The organism is Polaribacter sp. HA6-7 (genome assembly GCF_055693625.1).
This window is the reverse complement of the sequence record NZ_CM146338.1, coordinates 764634-780472: the sequence shown is the minus strand read 5'-3', so window position 1 is coordinate 780472 and position 15839 is coordinate 764634. Positions and strand designations below refer to the sequence as shown.

Below are 15839 nucleotides of genomic sequence, written 5' to 3'. Positions count from 1 at the left end.
AATAACGTTCTGTGTTTTTTAATGCTTTTATTATTAAAAAACATTCTAAAATCCTTATTTTTGTAGTGTTAACAAGTAATTAAACATTTTTTATATAGAATGATTCTAAATAAAAGGAGTTTCAATATTTAAGAAAATTATGTTTAAAAATGTCGGAGAAAGTTCTTTTGATGAAATAAACCTAGAAAAAGGGTTTTATGTTCTTCATTTTCAGAACGAAAGCAAAAATGCAATCAATTTTGAAAGAGATATTGATAGTACATTTATACAAATGCACTTCTGTTTACGCGGTAATTCTAAATTTCTATTTAATTCTGGCGATTATACTTTTGATGTTTTAGACAATCGATCTATACTTTTATACAATCCGCAGAGAACACTACCTATTAATTTAGAAATTCAACCAAAAACAACATTGGTTTCTTTATTAATTTCTATTGAAAAATTTCACTCTTTATTCTCTAAAGAATCAGGTTATATTCCTTTTTTAAGTGACGAAAACAGCAATCGAAAATTTTACGACGATACAGAAATCAAACCAACAGTTTCTATTGTTTTGCAACAAATCATCAACTCGAACATAAATAGTTCTATTAGGCAATTATACGTAAAAGGAAAAATTTACGAGTTACTAAGTCTTCATTTTCAAAAAGAAGAAAGTACAGATGCAGAATATTGCCCGTTTTTAGTTGACGAACAAAATGTTATTAAAATTAGAAAAGCAAAAGATATTATAATTTCTAGAATGTCTGAACCACCAAGCTTGCAAGAACTAGCAACTGAAATTGGTTTGAATTTAAAAAAATTAAAAGAAGGCTTTAAACAAATTTATGGCGATACAGTGTATAGTTTTTTATTCGACTATAAAATGGAACACGCAAGAAAATTATTAGAATCTAATAAGTATAATGTAAATGAAGTTGGCTCGCAGGTTGGTTACAGTACCGCAAGCCATTTTATTGCCGCTTTTAAAAAGAAATTTGGTACAACACCAAAAAAATATGTAATGAGTTTAAATAAATAATTATAATTTGGAACAACTTACACATTACGACATCGAGAACAAGCAACAACAATTTCCTATAACAATTGTATGTGATGCCATTAGAACTCGAGAAAATATTGGAATGTGTTTTCGTATTTCTGAAAGTTTTGGTGTAGAGAAAATATATTTTCATGAAAACTCACCAACTACAGAAAATAGAATCGTAAAAAAAACTGCTAGAAATACTCTTAACCAAATACAACACGAAGCTTACACAAATTTCGAAACATTAATTTCTGAATTAAAAGCAGCTGGTAACACAATTATTGGTATAGAAATTACTGATAAAAGTATCGATATTCAAGATTTTAATTTTAAAAATCACGAAAAAATCGTATTACTTTTGGGTAGCGAAAGAAACGGTATCGAAAATATAAACTTAGTAGATAAAACTGTTGCAATACCAATGTTTGGCAGAAACTCTAGCATGAATGTAATACATAGTTTAGCGATAACTTTATATGAAGTTACCAATCAAATATCAAAAAAATAAGTAAACAACCACTTTTGAAGCATATATAAATGAAAGGTATTTTATTAAACAATTTAGGGTCACCAGATTCTACGGATACAAAAGATGTAAAAAAATATTTAGGAGAATTTTTAATGGACGAGCGTGTAATTGATATTCCTTTTTGGAAACGCTGGATTCTTATTAAAGGAATTATCTTAAAAATTAGACCAAAAAAATCAGGTGCAGCTTACAAAAAAATTTGGTGGAAAGAAGGTTCTCCATTAGTTGTAATTTCTGAAAGGTTTACTAAAAAAGTTGCCAAAAAAGTAGATATTCCTGTAGAATTAGCAATGCGCTATGGTTCTATGTCTATGGAAAAAGGGATTAAAAACCTGGTTGATAAAGGTGTAACAGAAATTATGTTGGTTCCTTTATATCCGCATTACGCAATGTCTTCTTACGAAACTGTTGTTGTTTTAGCAGAAGAAATTATTGCAGAGAAATATCCGCAGGTAAAATTAGATACTTTACCACCGTTTTACAACAAACCAGATTATATAAAAGCAATGAGCAATAATATTGCAAATCATTTAAAAGGTTTCGATTATGATCATGTTTTATTTTCGTACCACGGAATTCGAGAACGTCACATCAAAAAATCTGACCCAACAAACAGTCATTGTAAAATAGATGGTTCTTGTTGCGAACGAAATTCTGTAGCGCATCATACTTGTTATAGACATCAATGTTTTGAAACTACAAAAGCAATTGCTAAAGAATTAGGTTTGGACGAAACAAATCATAGCAATTCATTTCAATCTCGATTATTAAAAGATCCTTGGTTAAAACCTTACACAGATTTCGAATTAGAAAAATTTCCAACAATTGGTAAAAAGAAACTTGCTGTAATTACACCCGCTTTTGTTGCTGATTGTTTAGAAACTTTAGAAGAAATTGCCATGGAAGGTAAAGAAGAATTTTTAGAAGCTGGCGGTACAGATTACAAACACATACCTTGTATGAACGACAATGATGATTGGGTAGATGTTATGGTTTCTTGGATAAATGATTGGAAAAACAAATAATTTATATGGATTTTCTTTACGTTAAAGCATTACATATCATTTTTGTAGTAACTTGGTTTGCAGGTTTATTTTATATTCCGAGATTGTTTATTTATCAAACAGAAGCAGAAAATAAATTAGAACCTGCAAAATCTATTTTGCAAACTCAGTACAAATTAATGACCAAAAGGTTGTGGTATATAATCACATGGCCTTCTGCAATTTTAGCAAGTACTTTTGCTTTTTGGATGCTTATAGAAAATCCTACTTATTTATCCGAACCTTGGATGTTGGTTAAACTAGCATTTGTTCTTGCTTTGTATTTTTACCATGGTTTTTGTCATTCAATATTTAAAAAACTTCAAAAAGATATTGTAAAATATTCTGCTTTCAGATTGCGAATATTTAACGAAATATCAACTATAATTTTATTTGCAGTCGTATTTTTAGTAACCGTTAAAAGTGCAATAAATTGGATTTGGGGAGTTATAGGAATTATTCTTTTCGGAATTTTAATGATGCTTGGTATTAAATTATACAAAAAAATTAGAGAGAAAAAATCTTGGGAAAGAGCAGAAAAAGAGGTTTTAGACAAAGATTAACTTAACCTCTTATACTTTGCTCGAACGGAATTCTATTTAAAATAGATCTTCCTAATGTAACCTCATCTGCATATTCTAATTCGTCACCAACAGAAATTCCACGTGCAATAGTACTTGTTGTAATTTCAAACTGTTCTATTTGCTTAAAAATATAAAAGTTAGTTGTATCACCTTCCATTGTAGAACTTAGTGCAAAAATTAATTCTTTAATTTCTCCGCTACTCACTTTATTTATTAAAGATTCTATTTGTAAATTCTGCGGCCCAATGCCTTCGATAGGAGATATTTTACCGCCTAAAACATGGTACAATCCTTTAAACTGAGCTGTACTTTCAATAGCCATTACATCTCTTATATCCTCTACTACACAAACAATCTCCGGGTTTCTCTTCGGATTTTGGCAAATATCACACAAAACAGTATCAGAAATATTATGGCATTTTTCACAAGTTTTTACATCATTTCTAAGATGCAAAAGAGCTTCAGATAAATATTTTGTATTTTCTGATGGTTGCTTTAATAAATGTAACACTAAACGCAATGCAGTTCTTTTACCAATTCCTGGTAATCTAGAAACTTCATTTACCGCATTCTCTAGTAATTTCGAAGAAAAATCCATAACTGCAAATTTAACTCTTTCAATAGAAAAGAATCAATAAAAAAGAAAAAAGACTGCTAAAAAACATATATTCGTAATCAAATAAAAACTAAAATGAAACCCGAATATATCATCTTATTAATTGTTGCATATTTTACTGTTTTAATTCTTATTTCTTACATCACAGGTAAATCTGCAGACAATAAAACCTTTTTTAAAGCAAATAATTCATCACCTTGGTATTTGGTCGCTTTTGGTATGATAGGCGCATCACTTTCTGGTGTTACATTTATTTCTGTTCCGGGTTGGGTAGAAGGTCAAAACATGAGTTATTTTCAAATGGTTTTGGGCTATATTGTTGGTTATGCTGTTATTGGTTTGGTTTTATTACCATTGTACTACAAGTTAAACCTAACCTCTATTTACACTTATTTAGAAGATCGATTTGGTAAAAGCTCATACAAAACCGGTGCTAGTTTTTTTTGTTATCTAGAACTATTGGTGCCGCTTTTAGACTTTTTTTAGTTGCTAATGTTTTACAATTGTTGTTGTTTGATAGTTATGGCGTTCCGTTTTGGGTTACAGTTTCAATCACCATACTTTTAATATGGTTGTACACCTTTAAAGGAGGTATAAAAACAATTGTATGGACAGATACATTACAAACTTTATTTATGTTAATTGCTGTTGGTGTTTGTATTTATACGATTTCTGATGAAATGGAAATTGGTAATCTTTTTGCATATGTAGCAGACAACGAACTTTCTAAAACGTTCTTTTTTGAAGATGTAAATGCAGGTAATTATTTCTGAAACGATTTTTAGCAGGTGCATTTATCTCTATAGTTATGACAGGTTTAGACCAAGATATGATGCAAAAAAACTTAACCTGCAGAAACCTAAAAGATGCTCAAAAAAACATGTTTTGGTTTACAATTGTACTTGTTATCGTTAACTTTTTCTTTTTAGCATTGGGTGTTTTACTTACAGATTATGCAAAATCTAACGGAATTGACGCACACAAAGACGAGCTTTTTCCTATAATTGCAACTAAAGGTTCTTTAGGTTTAGCAACTGCAATCTTTTTCCTTTTAGGTTTAATTGCCGCGGCATACTCTAGCGCAGATTCTGCTCTAACATCTTTAACAACTTCTTTTAGCATTGATATTTTAGAAATTGACAAAGAAAAAGACAAAGCAAAACAAGAAAAAACCAGAAAAAAATACACATACTTTTTCTTTAATTTTAATAGCAACCATTTTAGTTTTTAAATATTTTATTGCTGATGCAAGTGTTATTGCTAAAATATTTACGTTTGCAAACTATACTTATGGCCCATTATTAGGCTTATATGCCTTTGGTCTTTTTACAAGCATTAAAGTAAAAGATAAAATGGTGCCACTTATTTGTTTAGCCTCTCCTTTTCTAACCTATTTGGTTAATTATTTATCCTTAGAATATTTTAATTTTGATTTTGATTTTTCTCTATTAATCTTAAACGGATTTATAACTTTCTTAGGATTGTACTTTTTTAAGAAAAAATAACATGAAAAAGTCCATTTCGATAATTGGTAGCGGACCATCAGCTATATTTTTAGCTGCTTTTTTAGATCTTGAAAAATACGATGTTACTATTTACGAAAAAAATAAAACAGCTGGCAGAAAGTTTTTAGTTGCTGGTAAAGGCGGTTTTAACTTAACACATTCAGAATCCTTAGAAAAATTTACAGAAAAATATACACCAACCAATTTTCTAAAAGAATCAATTACAAATTTTACAAATCAAAACTTTAGAGATTGTTTATTAAAAATAGGAATTCCAACTTATATTGGAAGTAGTAAAAGAGTGTATCCAAAAGAAGGTATTAAACCGATAGAAGTTCTAAATACTATTTTAAAATATTTAGAAAACAAAGGAGTTCAATTGAAGTTCAGTCATTGTTTTTCGACTTGGGATATTGAAAACAACATCATAATTAATGATAAACAAATAAAATCTGACTTTACCGTTTTTGCTCTAGGTGGCGCGAGTTGGAAGGTTACAGGATCGGATGGAAATTGGCTTGATGTATTTCAATCCAAAGGAATTAAAACAGTACCGTTTGAAGCTTCAAATTGTGCTTTTAAAATTAACTGGGAATCAGAGTTTTTGAAAAAAATGAAGGAAAACCACTTAAAAATATTGAGATTTATTGTGATTCAAAAAAACAAAAGGGTGAAGTAGTAATTACAAAATTTGGCTTAGAAGGAAATGGAATCTATGGCTTAAGTCCGCAAATTAGAAACCAATTAAACGCTAACCATAAAGCAATAATTTATATTGATTTTAAACCGATTTTTGATCTAGAAAAAGTAAGCTTTAAAATTAAAAATGCTCTTTCTAAAAACACTACTCAAATTTTAAAAAAAGAATTAAAATTAAACAGCGCAGTAATCGATTTATTAAAAAACAACCTAAGTAAAGAAGACTATTTAAACTCTGATGTTCTTTCAAAAAAATTAAAAAATTCCCATTAGAAATAGTAGCTACAAACTCTTTAGACAAAGCCATTTCTTCTGTTGGTGGCATTTGTTTAACCGCTATTAATAAACACGGAGAATTAAACGTCTTAAAAAATCAATTTTGTATCGGCGAAATGCTAAATTGGGATGCACCAACAGGCGGTTATTTAATTCAAGGTTGTGTTAGCAATGGAGTTTCTTTAGCTAATTACTTAAATAAATTGAGCTCTTAATTTAACATTGTACTTAAATTATTCAGTATTTTTACATAATTAAACTTTTTTTAAATGTCTAAAGACTTATCAAATTACAGAAAATCCTACGAAAAGGAAGAGTTATTAGAAAATAATTGCCCGTGAAAATCCAATGGAATTATTTCAAACTTGGTTTAAAAATGCAGATGAATCAAATACTGTAGAAGAAACCAATGCCATGAATGTTTCTACGATTGGTAAAGATGGTTTTCCTAAAAACAGAATTGTCTTATTAAAGAAATTTACTTGGGAAGGTTTTGTTTTTTATACAAATTACACATCAGAAAAAGGAAAAGCAATAGAAGCTAATAATAACATTTGTTTATCGTTTTTTTGGCCAGCATTAGAACAACAAATTATAATTAAAGGAGTTGCAGAAAAACAAATCGAAAACTTATCTGATGGTTATTTCGAATCAAGACCGAGACGGCAGTAAGCTTGGTGCATGGGCATCTAACCAAAGTAGTGTTGTTAACTCTAGAAAAACATTAGAAGATAATTTAAAATCTTTTGAAAAGAAATTTGAAGGTAAAGAAATAAATAGACCAAAACATTGGGGCGGATATTTGGTAAAACCAATCTCTATAGAATTTTGGCAAGGTAGACCAAATAGGCTTCACGATAGAATAAGATATAGTCTAGAAAAAGATTTTTCTTGGAAAATTGAACGATTAGCTCCATAAATTTTTATATTTACCATAACCAACTAAAATTTAAATGAAAACACTTTATATAGTAAGACACGCAAAATCTTCTTGGGAATACTCGGTATTGAAGATATTGATAGGCCCTTAAAAAAGCGTGGTATTAAAGACGCTCATTTAATGTCTAAATTTTTAACGAAAAAAATTGAAAAACCTGATGCTTTTATTACAAGTAGTGCTAACAGAGCATTACACACTGCTGTAATTTTTTGCGAAAACTTTGGTTTTCCGCATGCAAATCTTCAAATAAAAAGACAACTTTACAGTTTTAGCGATGGTTATTTAGTAAAAACTGTTAACGCACTAGACGATGGTTTTAATTCTGCAATTATATTTAGCCACGATCATGGTATAAATACTTTTGTTAATGAATTTGGAAATAGACCTATTGCACATGTAACAACATGTGGTGTTATAGGTATTCAATTTGAAGAAAAACACTGGAAAAATATTAGAAGAGGTAAAACAATTTTAGTAGAATTTCCTAAAAATCTTAAATAAAGTACTTTGTTAGAAATAAAAAAATTCGCAGCTATAGATATTGGTTCCAACGCAATTAGATTATTAATTTCGAACGTAATAATTTCTGATGACAAAGAACCTCAGTTTAAAAAATCATCTCTGGTACGTGTTCCAATTCGATTGGGTGCAGATGTATTTGTTAATGAAGGCATTATTAGTGATGCAAATATTAGCAGAATGATTAATGCTATGGAGGCTTTTAAATTACTGATGAATATTCATGGTGTAGAAAAGTACAAAGCTTGTGCTACTTCTGCCATGAGAGAAGCTTCTAACGGAGAAGTTGTTGTGAAAGAAATTTTTAACAAAACCGGAGTAAAAATTGACATTATTGGCGGTAAAGAAGAAGCCGCAATTATTTCTTCTACAGATTTAAATGAGTTAATCGAAGGAGATAATTCTTATTTATATGTAGATGTTGGTGGTGGAAGTACCGAATTTACAGTTTTTTCTAAAGGAAAAATTATAAATTCTAAATCTTTTAAAATGGGTACAGTTCGTTTATTAAATAATAAAAAATCTGTAAACAAAGAAATGTTTGCCAACGTAGAAAAATGGATTAAGAAAAACACAAAAGATTTAAAAAGAATTTCTTTAATAGGTTCTGGAGGAAACATCAACAAACTATTTAAAATGTCCGGTAGAACAGAAGGAAAACCAATTTCTTTTATCTACTTAAATGCTCAGTATCAGTTTTTGAAAAACATGAGTTATGATGAAAGAATTTCTGAGCTTAGTTTAAATCCAGATAGAGCTGATGTTATTATACCTGCTACAAAAATTTATTTATCGGCCATGAAATGGAGTGGTGCAAGAAAAATTTATGTACCAAAAATAGGTCTATCAGACGGAATAATTAAGAGCCTACACAACAACACCTTAACCTAAAAAAACATTAACTTTTCTTTAACTTTTCTTTAACAATTGTTAATATTTTGTATCTTTATTGTGACTTTTATAGAAATAACGAGTCTTAACTAAAGAACATTAATATTAAAACAATTACAATGAAAAAAGTATTACTTAGTGGTTTTTTCTTAATGATTGGAGCTGTAGCTTTCGGTCAAGATTTACCAACAAACCCAGAACCAGGAAAATGTTATGTACGTTGTAAAACTCAGAAGTTTGGAAAAACGAAGATGTAACAATTGAGGTAGCACCTGCTTACAAAAAGATAGTTACTTATCCTGCAACATACAAAACTGTTACAGAAAGAGTTTTAATTAAAGAAGCAGATCAACGTTTAGTTGTTGTACCAAGTGTTTGGGAAACTAAAACAGTAACTTATACAGGTAAAGAAGATGCAAACAGCTTAAGAGTTGTAAAAGCTACTTTTAGTCCAGATTCTCAAGTAATTGAAACTAAAGCTGCTTCTGCTGTTTGGGAAATGAGCGAAAAAGCACCAGATTGTGAATCTAGTGACCCTAACGATTGTAGATACTGGTGTTATAAGCCAATTCCTGCAAAGTTTGTTACTGTATCTCAAACTGTATTAAAATCAGATGCTTCTACAACTAAAACTGTTGTACCTGGTTACGAAAAAACGTATACTAAAAAAGTAATGGTTTCGGTCCTACAACTAAAACTATCGATGTACCTGCTGTTTATGGTTCTATCAAGAAAATTGTTTTAGTAAAAGACGCTTACCAAGAAGAAGTAACTGTTCCTGCTAAATACAAGACTGTAACTAAAGAAGTTTTAGTTAACAAAGGTGGTTTAACTACTTGGAAAGAAGTTGAATGTGAATTAGTAAACAACACTCCATTACCAATTAACTGGAATTTAGGAAGTGCTACTTTAACTAGTGCAGCTAAAAGAATTATCGACGCAAGATTATTACCTATCTTAAAAGACGGTGTAGCTGTTGCAATTGAGTCTCATACAGATTCTAGAGGAACTAAAGCTAACAACCAAAACTTATCTGAAAGAAGAGCACAAGCAGTTACAAACTACTTAATATCTAAAGGTGTTAATCCTAGCCAATTAACTGGTAACGGTCTTGGTGAATCTAAATTAACTAACAGATGTGCTGATGGAGTTTCTTGTACAGAAGCAGAACACAGAGCAAACAGAAGAACAACTTTTAGAGTTGTAAATCAAAAATAATTAATAGTATTAGTACTATGTTAAAACCGAAGCAATATGCTTCGGTTTTTTTGTTATTATACGTTTTTTAATTACTTATTTTATGGACAACAGAAGACTCTAAACGTATTAACAATAATAACACCAGTATTTCTAGTCCAAAATAAAGCAAACCTAACTTCGTAATTGAATTGTAATTATAAAGAATTATTGCAATTGATAAGAAGCAATAAAATAAATTTAAAAATGCTATTATCTTCAAACAAACAAGAACTTTAATAGGGTTTCTAAAATAACAGTAAACGTTATAAACGATTAAAATTATTGGAAAAACAGCTAAAAAATATAAAGTAGATTTAGATAAACCTATAAAAGGTTGAAACTTTACCAATACAAAACCTATAAAGAATGCGGAAACTAAAGCGCCTAAACCATCAATGATAAATAGAGTCCTTGGTTTACTATTTAAATTCTTTAAAAAGGAAATCATTATAAATTCAAAATCGCAAAATTCATAAGAAGTTACTTAAGATACGTTAGTAGTTCTCTATCACAGAATTGATAAAAGGATAATAATATTCGGTAAGAATTAAACCTTTTTTATAACCAATCATTCTACCTCTGTGATTTACAAAAACCAACGTAGGATATGATTTAACGTGATATTTACGGATTAAATCATATGTCTCTTTTAATCTTTTTGCTTCCACCAAATCTTTATTCCTAGGATTATCAGCTTCATATAATATCAGCTCTTTGTCAGCTATATTTTTAAATTTTTCTGAATGAAATAATTTTTTATCTAAAACTTTACATGGTCCACACCAATCTGAACCTGTGAAATAAATTAAAACAGGTTTTTTTCTTTTTTAGATTTATTTAAAGCCTCTTTATAAGAAGACTCCCAAGTTGCAGTTGGCAATGGTTGTTCTATTTTACTTTCTACAACATCTTCTAAAGGTAAATCGTCTATATCTTCTTGAGCAAATAAAATCGTTGTAAATAATATTACAAACGGTAATAAAAATATTTTTTTCATTCTAAGGTTTTAATTTAAAATATCAATTATAATACCAAATTTATACTTTTTCTTTTAAATGACTGTTTATTAAGGTATCAAACTTATTTTTAGAATCATTTAAAAACAATGTTTCAATAGGTAAATAACATAAATCACTTAATTTATCATGCAATCGCACGTAATCTTTTTCGGTAGTTAAAAGAAGTTTATTACTTGTTAAGCCATCAAAATTAGTTTTAATATCATTAATTTCTTTTTCACTAAAATGATGATGATCTGCAAACTCTAAATGTTTAAAATTGACATTTAAATTTGATAAAAATTCTAAAAAAGGTTTCGGGTTTGCAATTCCGGTTATCAGTAAAACTTCATAATTTGCAATATCAGTAGTAGAAATTTCTTTAGAACCCAAAACTTTATTTCCGTAAGAAATTCTAGTAAAAAAACTTCTTTATCAAACTTTTTAAGTTTTTTTAAAACTTTCGCTTTTGATGCTTGATCTAAATCGTTTGGGCATTTTGTAACCAGTATTACATCTGCTCTGTTTGCTCCTGTTTTGCTTTCACGCAAATTTCCTGTAGGTAGCAAAAAATCATCTACAAACAAATCGTTAAACTTTGTAAGCAAAATATTAAAACTTCCTTTTACTTTTCTATGCTGAAAAGCATCATCTAACAGAACAACTTCTGCATTTTGTTCGTTTATCAATTTTGCAACTCCCGCTACTCTATTTGCATCAACAGCAACCGAAATAGCTTTAAACTTTTTGAAGTATTGCAACGGTTCATCACCAACATCAATCGCTTTATGATTATCTCTTACCAACACAAAACCTTTAGTTAATCTTTTGTAACCTCTACTTAAAACCGCTGTTTTGTATCGATTTTGGAGTAATCTAATAAGATATTCTATCTGCGGAGTTTTACCTGTACCACCAACACTTAAATTACCAACAACAATTATTGGCGTTTTAAAACTTGTTTCTTTAAACACGCCAACATCAAAAAATAAATTTCGAATTTTTGTTACAAAATCGTACAAAATAGCAAACGGAAATAGAAAAAATCTAAGTACTTTCATTGTGGTAAAAATACATTAAAAATGTTAACTTTGATTTTAGAAAAAAACACCAAATGAAGATAAAAGAAGTAACAAATTATTTAGAAGAATTGGCTCCTTTAAATTATGCTGAAGATTTTGATAATGTTGGCTTACTTGTTGGCAATTACAATACAGAAGTAAGCGGTGTTTTAGTTACCTTAGACACTTTAGAAGATACTGTAGACGAAGCAATTGCTAAGAACTGTAATTTAATTATTAGTTTTCATCCTATAATTTTTGGTGGCTTAAAAAAACTTAACGGGAATTCTTATGTAGAAAAGGTTGTTTTAAAAGCGATAAAGAATGATATCGCAATTTATGCAACTCATACAGCTTTAGACAATTCTAATAACGGAGTGTCTGCAAAAATGTGCGAAGTATTAGGATTAAAAAATCAGAAAATATTAATTCCGAAAAAAGGAATTATAAAAAAACTAACAACTTTTGTACCTGTTAAAGATGCAAAAGAATTGCAAAAACACCTTTTTGATGCCGGCGCTGGAAATATTGGTAATTATAGTGAATGTTCTTTTAGCGTAAACGGCATCGGAACTTTTATGGGCAATGAAAACTCAAATCCTGTTCTTGGAGAAAAAGGTAAAAGACATTCTGAAAACGAAACTCAAATAAGTATTCTTTTTGAAAGTAAAAATGAATATGCTGTTTTAAATACTTTAAAAAATAAGCACCCATATGAAGAAGTTGCTTATGAAATAATTACTTTAGAGAATACACATCAAAACATAGGAATGGGAATGATTGGCGAATTACCAAGCGCTATGGATGAAAAAGAATTTTTAGTATATTTAAAGGATAAAATGAAAACAGCATGTGTTAGACATTCTGAATTGATTCATAAAAAAATAAAAACAGTTGCAGTACTAGGCGGATCGGGTAGTTTTGCTATTTCTAATGCCAAAAGAGCTGGTGCAGATGCTTATGTAAGTGCAGATTTTAAATATCATGAGTTTTTTAAAGCTGAAAAAAGCATTTTATTGGCAGATATTGGTCATTATGAGAGCGAACAGTTTACAAAAAACCTTTTGGTTGACTATCTTACGAAAAAATTTAGTAATTTTGCAATCGTTTTATCAGAAAAAAGTACAAATCCAATTTATTACATATAAACATGGCAAAGAAGAAAGAAATTTCAGTAGAGCAAAAATTAAGAGCATTGTATGACTTACAATTAATAGACTCTAGAATTGACGAAATTAGAAACGTAAGAGGTGAATTGCCTTTAGAAGTTGAAGATTTAGAAGATGAAGTTGCCGGATTGAATAAGCGTATTTCTAACTTAGCAGAAGATGCTTCTAATTTAGAAACAGAAATCAATAACAAGAAACAAGCTATAGAAGATTCTAAAGCATTGATGTCTAAATATGAAGAGCAGCAAAAAAATGTTAGAAATAACAGAGAGTTTGATTCTTTATCTAAAGAAATTGAGTTTCAAGATTTAGAAATTCAATTAGCAGAAAAAGAATTAACGAGTACAAAGCTAAAATTGCTCAGAAAAATGAAGTAATCGACGCTACCAAAGAAAAGTTAGCAAAACAAGAAAAGCACTTAAGCCATAAAAAGGCAGAATTAGATGCTATCTTAAAAGAAACTGAGAAAGAAGAAAAACTTTTAGGTGAAAAATCTGAAGAGTTTTCTAAATCTTTAGATGCGCACTTATTTTCTGCATACACAAGAATTAGAAATAAAGTAAAAAATGGTTTAGCAGTTGTAGCTATCGAAAGAGGTGCTTCGGAGGTTCTTACTTTACAATACCACCACAAGTGCAATTAGAAATTGCAAACAGAAAGAAAATTACAATTGATGAGCATAGTGGACGTATCTTAGTTGATGCTGCATTAGCAAACGAAGAAAAAGAGAAAATGGATAAATTATTTTCTTAATCATCAAATTAATATCATAAAAAAACTCGAAGCTAAGCTTCGAGTTTTTTTATTTTACAGAATACATTGTACTAGTAATCTAGCTTTTTAATGTAATTTAATTTTTCTTTCCGAGATAGCCAAGTCTTCTTTAAACTCTTCGATTCTATTTTTTACATTTATTACTAAAGGATTATCATCTTTCGCATTCGAAAAGAATCCTAAATTATTTTCTAATTGCTGCATTTCTCTTACTACTTCATCAATCTTTTTTCTAACAAACAACTGTTCAGAATCTAATTTTCTAAAATCATTATTAGCCATAAAACCATCTACAACATTTGTAAATTTTAACATAGCTACTTCTTTTTTATCTAAAGATAAACTCTCTAATAATTTATCTATTTGCTTGTTAAACTTACCTTCTAAATGTCTTACATTTCTTGGCAAAGCACCTAAATCTTTCCAAGCTTGTATGGCCTCTAAAACACTTTCTTTAGTATGTTCTTTGTCTTCTTTTAAAGACTCTAAAAATTCTTTTTTAGCGTTTACAACCTCTTGTTGCTCTTCACTCACAGAATTTTTATGCTTATGAAATCTATCAAAATATGTGTTACAAGCTGTTTTAAACTTATTCCAAATATCATCAGAAAACTTTCTAGGCACATGACCTATTTTTTTCCAATCAGACTGAATTTTCTTTAAAGTATCTGTTGCCACTGCCCAATCTTCACTATCTTTTAAAGATTCTGCAACTTCAATTAAAGCTAATTTTTTCTTTAAATTATCTTGTTGTTCTTTCTTTTCTTCTTTATAGAATTGATTTTTAGAGCTATTAAACTTTTTTGTAGCTGCTTTAAACTTTTGCCAAACTTCTTCACTCTTAGCATACGGTAATTTACCAGCATTAAAATACTCTTGTCTTAACTTTTCTATATCGTTAATACTGTTTTGCCAATCTTTATGGGTTTTATTACCGAAGTATCATAAGCATCTAACCTTTCTATTACTAATAATTTCTGATTAATAATTTCTTGGTATTTCGATTTCATATCACGAAAGTATTCATGACGCTTATCGTGAATTTTTTTAGTAGCAGCACTAAACTTTTGCCAAACCTCTTCTCTTACTTCTTTTGCAACAGGACCAATGTCTTCTTTCCATATTTTATGAAGCTCTTGCAACTCTTTAAAAGCTGTATTAACATCATTAGAATTAGCTAATTCTTCTGCCTTAGCTACTATTTTTAATTTTTCTTCTAAATTATTTTTAAAATCTAAATCTCTAAAATCATTACTTAAATGTAATAAATCATAAAAACGCTCTACATGATGATGGTATGTTTTCCAAGTATCATTGTATCTATTTTTAGAAACTGGCCCAATAGAACGCCAAGTGTCTTGCAAAGCTCTAAACTCGTTATACATAGTTTTAGAGTCGGCATTTTCGATAAGATTTTTTAAACCTTCAATAACCTCTTCTCTTTTAGCTAAGTTAGCATTCATTTGCTTTTCTAAAGCATTATAATGTGCGTCTCTTTGCTTTTTATATTCAGACAATAAGCTATTATACTCTCCTTTTACAGGACTCGAAAATTGAAAATCGATAGAATTACCGCCTTCATCTAAAAAAGCTTTCTTCTTATCTGCTAATAATGCGCCAAATTTTGCATTAAAAGCTGTTTTAATACTTTCAACTTCGTTTTTAATTTTATTTACAGCATTGTTAGATAATGTATCTTGTAACTCTTTAACAAGTTCTTCTAAAGAAAGAATCGTATAATCTTTTTCTTCTTTAACTACAGATTCTTCAGAATCTTCAGCTTTTTCTGCTACAGAATTCTCTACTTCTTCTACAGCTTTTAAAATCGCATCATCTTCTGCTGATGAAGCCTCTGTATTTTTTTGTTCTAGATTAGAAGTCTCATTAACTACTTCTACTTTCTTATCCTCGTTATCATTATTGTTATCTAACATATCTACAATGTTTAAGTTCGTTTAATAATACA

19 protein-coding genes and 3 pseudogenes are annotated in these 15839 nt (G+C 29.3%); 15 read left to right on the top strand and 7 right to left on the bottom strand.

Features of this window, described 5'->3' with window-relative positions; genetic code table 11:
* Positions 1 to 139 precede the first annotated feature (139 nt).
* Genes ACZ1HD_RS04380 through ACZ1HD_RS04365 form a run of 4 tightly spaced genes read left to right on the top strand, consistent with a single transcriptional unit; the run spans position 140 to position 3165 of the window.
* Entirely contained in the window at positions 140 to 1024 is an 885-nt protein-coding gene (locus ACZ1HD_RS04380; protein WP_079738330.1) for a helix-turn-helix domain-containing protein, read from the top strand.
* A 7-nt stretch (positions 1025 to 1031) separates the two neighbouring features.
* Positions 1032 to 1538, top strand: a complete 507-nt coding sequence (locus ACZ1HD_RS04375; protein WP_472688730.1) for a TrmH family RNA methyltransferase — start codon at positions 1032 to 1034, stop codon at positions 1536 to 1538.
* Between the two features lie 29 nt (positions 1539 to 1567).
* Positions 1568 to 2584, top strand: a complete 1017-nt coding sequence (hemH, locus tag ACZ1HD_RS04370) for a ferrochelatase (protein WP_472688729.1) — start codon at positions 1568 to 1570, stop codon at positions 2582 to 2584.
* A gap of 5 nt (positions 2585 to 2589) precedes the next feature.
* The gene (locus tag ACZ1HD_RS04365; RefSeq protein WP_472688728.1) at positions 2590 to 3165 is read left to right on the top strand and encodes a CopD family protein; all 576 of its coding nucleotides are present in this window, start codon (positions 2590 to 2592) and stop codon (positions 3163 to 3165) included.
* Between the two features lies 1 nt (position 3166).
* Here ACZ1HD_RS04365 and recR read toward each other — a convergent pair whose 3' ends face one another.
* A complete protein-coding gene (recR, locus tag ACZ1HD_RS04360) occupies positions 3167 to 3784 on the bottom strand; it encodes a recombination mediator RecR (protein ID WP_340934636.1) in 618 nt (205 codons plus the stop codon).
* Between the two features lie 93 nt (positions 3785 to 3877).
* Between recR and ACZ1HD_RS04355 the strand changes: the two are divergent.
* The 9 genes and pseudogenes from ACZ1HD_RS04355 to ACZ1HD_RS04315 all read left to right on the top strand — a co-directional run bounded on the left by ACZ1HD_RS04355 (position 3878) and on the right by ACZ1HD_RS04315 (position 9850).
* A pseudogene (locus ACZ1HD_RS04355) lies at positions 3878 to 5307 on the top strand (sodium:solute symporter).
* 1 nt (position 5308) lies between these two features.
* Positions 5309 to 5986: an NAD(P)/FAD-dependent oxidoreductase gene (locus tag ACZ1HD_RS04350; protein WP_472688727.1), complete on the top strand. Its 678-nt coding sequence runs from the start codon at positions 5309 to 5311 to the stop codon at positions 5984 to 5986.
* Complete coding sequence (locus ACZ1HD_RS04345; protein WP_472689282.1) at positions 5896 to 6279, top strand: hypothetical protein; 384 nt, start codon at positions 5896 to 5898, stop codon at positions 6277 to 6279. Before ACZ1HD_RS04350 ends, ACZ1HD_RS04345 begins: the two co-directional genes overlap by 91 nt.
* Positions 6280 to 6551: 272 nt before the next feature.
* Positions 6552 to 7201: pseudogene (gene pdxH, locus ACZ1HD_RS04340) on the top strand (pyridoxamine 5'-phosphate oxidase).
* 72 nt (positions 7202 to 7273) lie between these two features.
* On the top strand, positions 7274 to 7723 hold the full coding sequence (locus ACZ1HD_RS04335; RefSeq protein WP_472688726.1) for a SixA phosphatase family protein: 450 nt from the start codon (positions 7274 to 7276) through the stop codon (positions 7721 to 7723).
* A gap of 6 nt (positions 7724 to 7729) precedes the next feature.
* Positions 7730 to 8632, top strand: coding sequence for a Ppx/GppA phosphatase family protein (locus ACZ1HD_RS04330; RefSeq protein WP_079738324.1), 903 nt, complete (start codon positions 7730 to 7732; stop codon positions 8630 to 8632).
* Positions 8633 to 8751: 119 nt separating this feature from the next.
* Positions 8752 to 8889, top strand: a complete 138-nt coding sequence (locus ACZ1HD_RS04325) for a hypothetical protein (RefSeq protein WP_472688725.1) — start codon at positions 8752 to 8754, stop codon at positions 8887 to 8889.
* Between the two features lie 242 nt (positions 8890 to 9131).
* A complete protein-coding gene (locus ACZ1HD_RS04320; RefSeq protein ID WP_472688724.1) occupies positions 9132 to 9377 on the top strand; it encodes a hypothetical protein in 246 nt (81 codons plus the stop codon).
* A complete protein-coding gene (locus tag ACZ1HD_RS04315; protein WP_472689281.1) occupies positions 9332 to 9850 on the top strand; it encodes an OmpA family protein in 519 nt (172 codons plus the stop codon). The genes ACZ1HD_RS04320 and ACZ1HD_RS04315 overlap by 46 nt, the downstream gene beginning before the upstream one ends.
* A gap of 515 nt (positions 9851 to 10365) precedes the next feature.
* Here ACZ1HD_RS04315 and ACZ1HD_RS04310 read toward each other — a convergent pair.
* From ACZ1HD_RS04310 to lpxK, 4 genes are read right to left on the bottom strand one after another with little or no spacing between them, the layout of a single operon-like run.
* Positions 10366 to 10677, bottom strand: coding sequence for a thioredoxin family protein (locus tag ACZ1HD_RS04310; protein WP_472689280.1), 312 nt, complete (start codon positions 10675 to 10677; stop codon positions 10366 to 10368).
* Entirely contained in the window at positions 10677 to 10868 is a 192-nt protein-coding gene (locus tag ACZ1HD_RS04305) for a hypothetical protein (RefSeq protein WP_472688723.1), read from the bottom strand. The genes ACZ1HD_RS04310 and ACZ1HD_RS04305 overlap by 1 nt, the downstream gene beginning before the upstream one ends.
* 40 nt (positions 10869 to 10908) lie before the next feature.
* Positions 10909 to 11262, bottom strand: coding sequence for a tetraacyldisaccharide 4'-kinase (locus ACZ1HD_RS04300; protein ID WP_472688722.1), 354 nt, complete (start codon positions 11260 to 11262; stop codon positions 10909 to 10911).
* Entirely contained in the window at positions 11208 to 11930 is a 723-nt protein-coding gene (gene lpxK / locus ACZ1HD_RS04295) for a tetraacyldisaccharide 4'-kinase (protein ID WP_472688721.1), read from the bottom strand. The genes ACZ1HD_RS04300 and lpxK overlap by 55 nt, the downstream gene beginning before the upstream one ends.
* Before the next feature lie 53 nt (positions 11931 to 11983).
* On the opposite strand from lpxK, the gene ACZ1HD_RS04290 reads away from it, so the two are divergent.
* Together ACZ1HD_RS04290 and ACZ1HD_RS04285 are read left to right on the top strand one after the other, a co-directional pair.
* Positions 11984 to 13078 (top strand): Nif3-like dinuclear metal center hexameric protein, encoded by a 1095-nt coding sequence (locus tag ACZ1HD_RS04290; protein WP_472688720.1) that lies wholly within the window; start codon positions 11984 to 11986, stop codon positions 13076 to 13078.
* A gap of 2 nt (positions 13079 to 13080) precedes the next feature.
* Positions 13081 to 13852: pseudogene (locus ACZ1HD_RS04285) on the top strand (zinc ribbon domain-containing protein).
* Between the two features lie 87 nt (positions 13853 to 13939).
* Here the strand turns inward: ACZ1HD_RS04285 and ACZ1HD_RS04280 are convergent.
* Entirely contained in the window at positions 13940 to 14767 is an 828-nt protein-coding gene (locus ACZ1HD_RS04280; RefSeq protein WP_472689279.1) for a DUF349 domain-containing protein, read from the bottom strand.
* Positions 14764 to 15807, bottom strand: a complete 1044-nt coding sequence (locus ACZ1HD_RS04275; protein ID WP_472688719.1) for a DUF349 domain-containing protein — start codon at positions 15805 to 15807, stop codon at positions 14764 to 14766. Before ACZ1HD_RS04275 ends, ACZ1HD_RS04280 begins: the two co-directional genes overlap by 4 nt.
* Positions 15808 to 15839 lie beyond the last annotated feature (32 nt).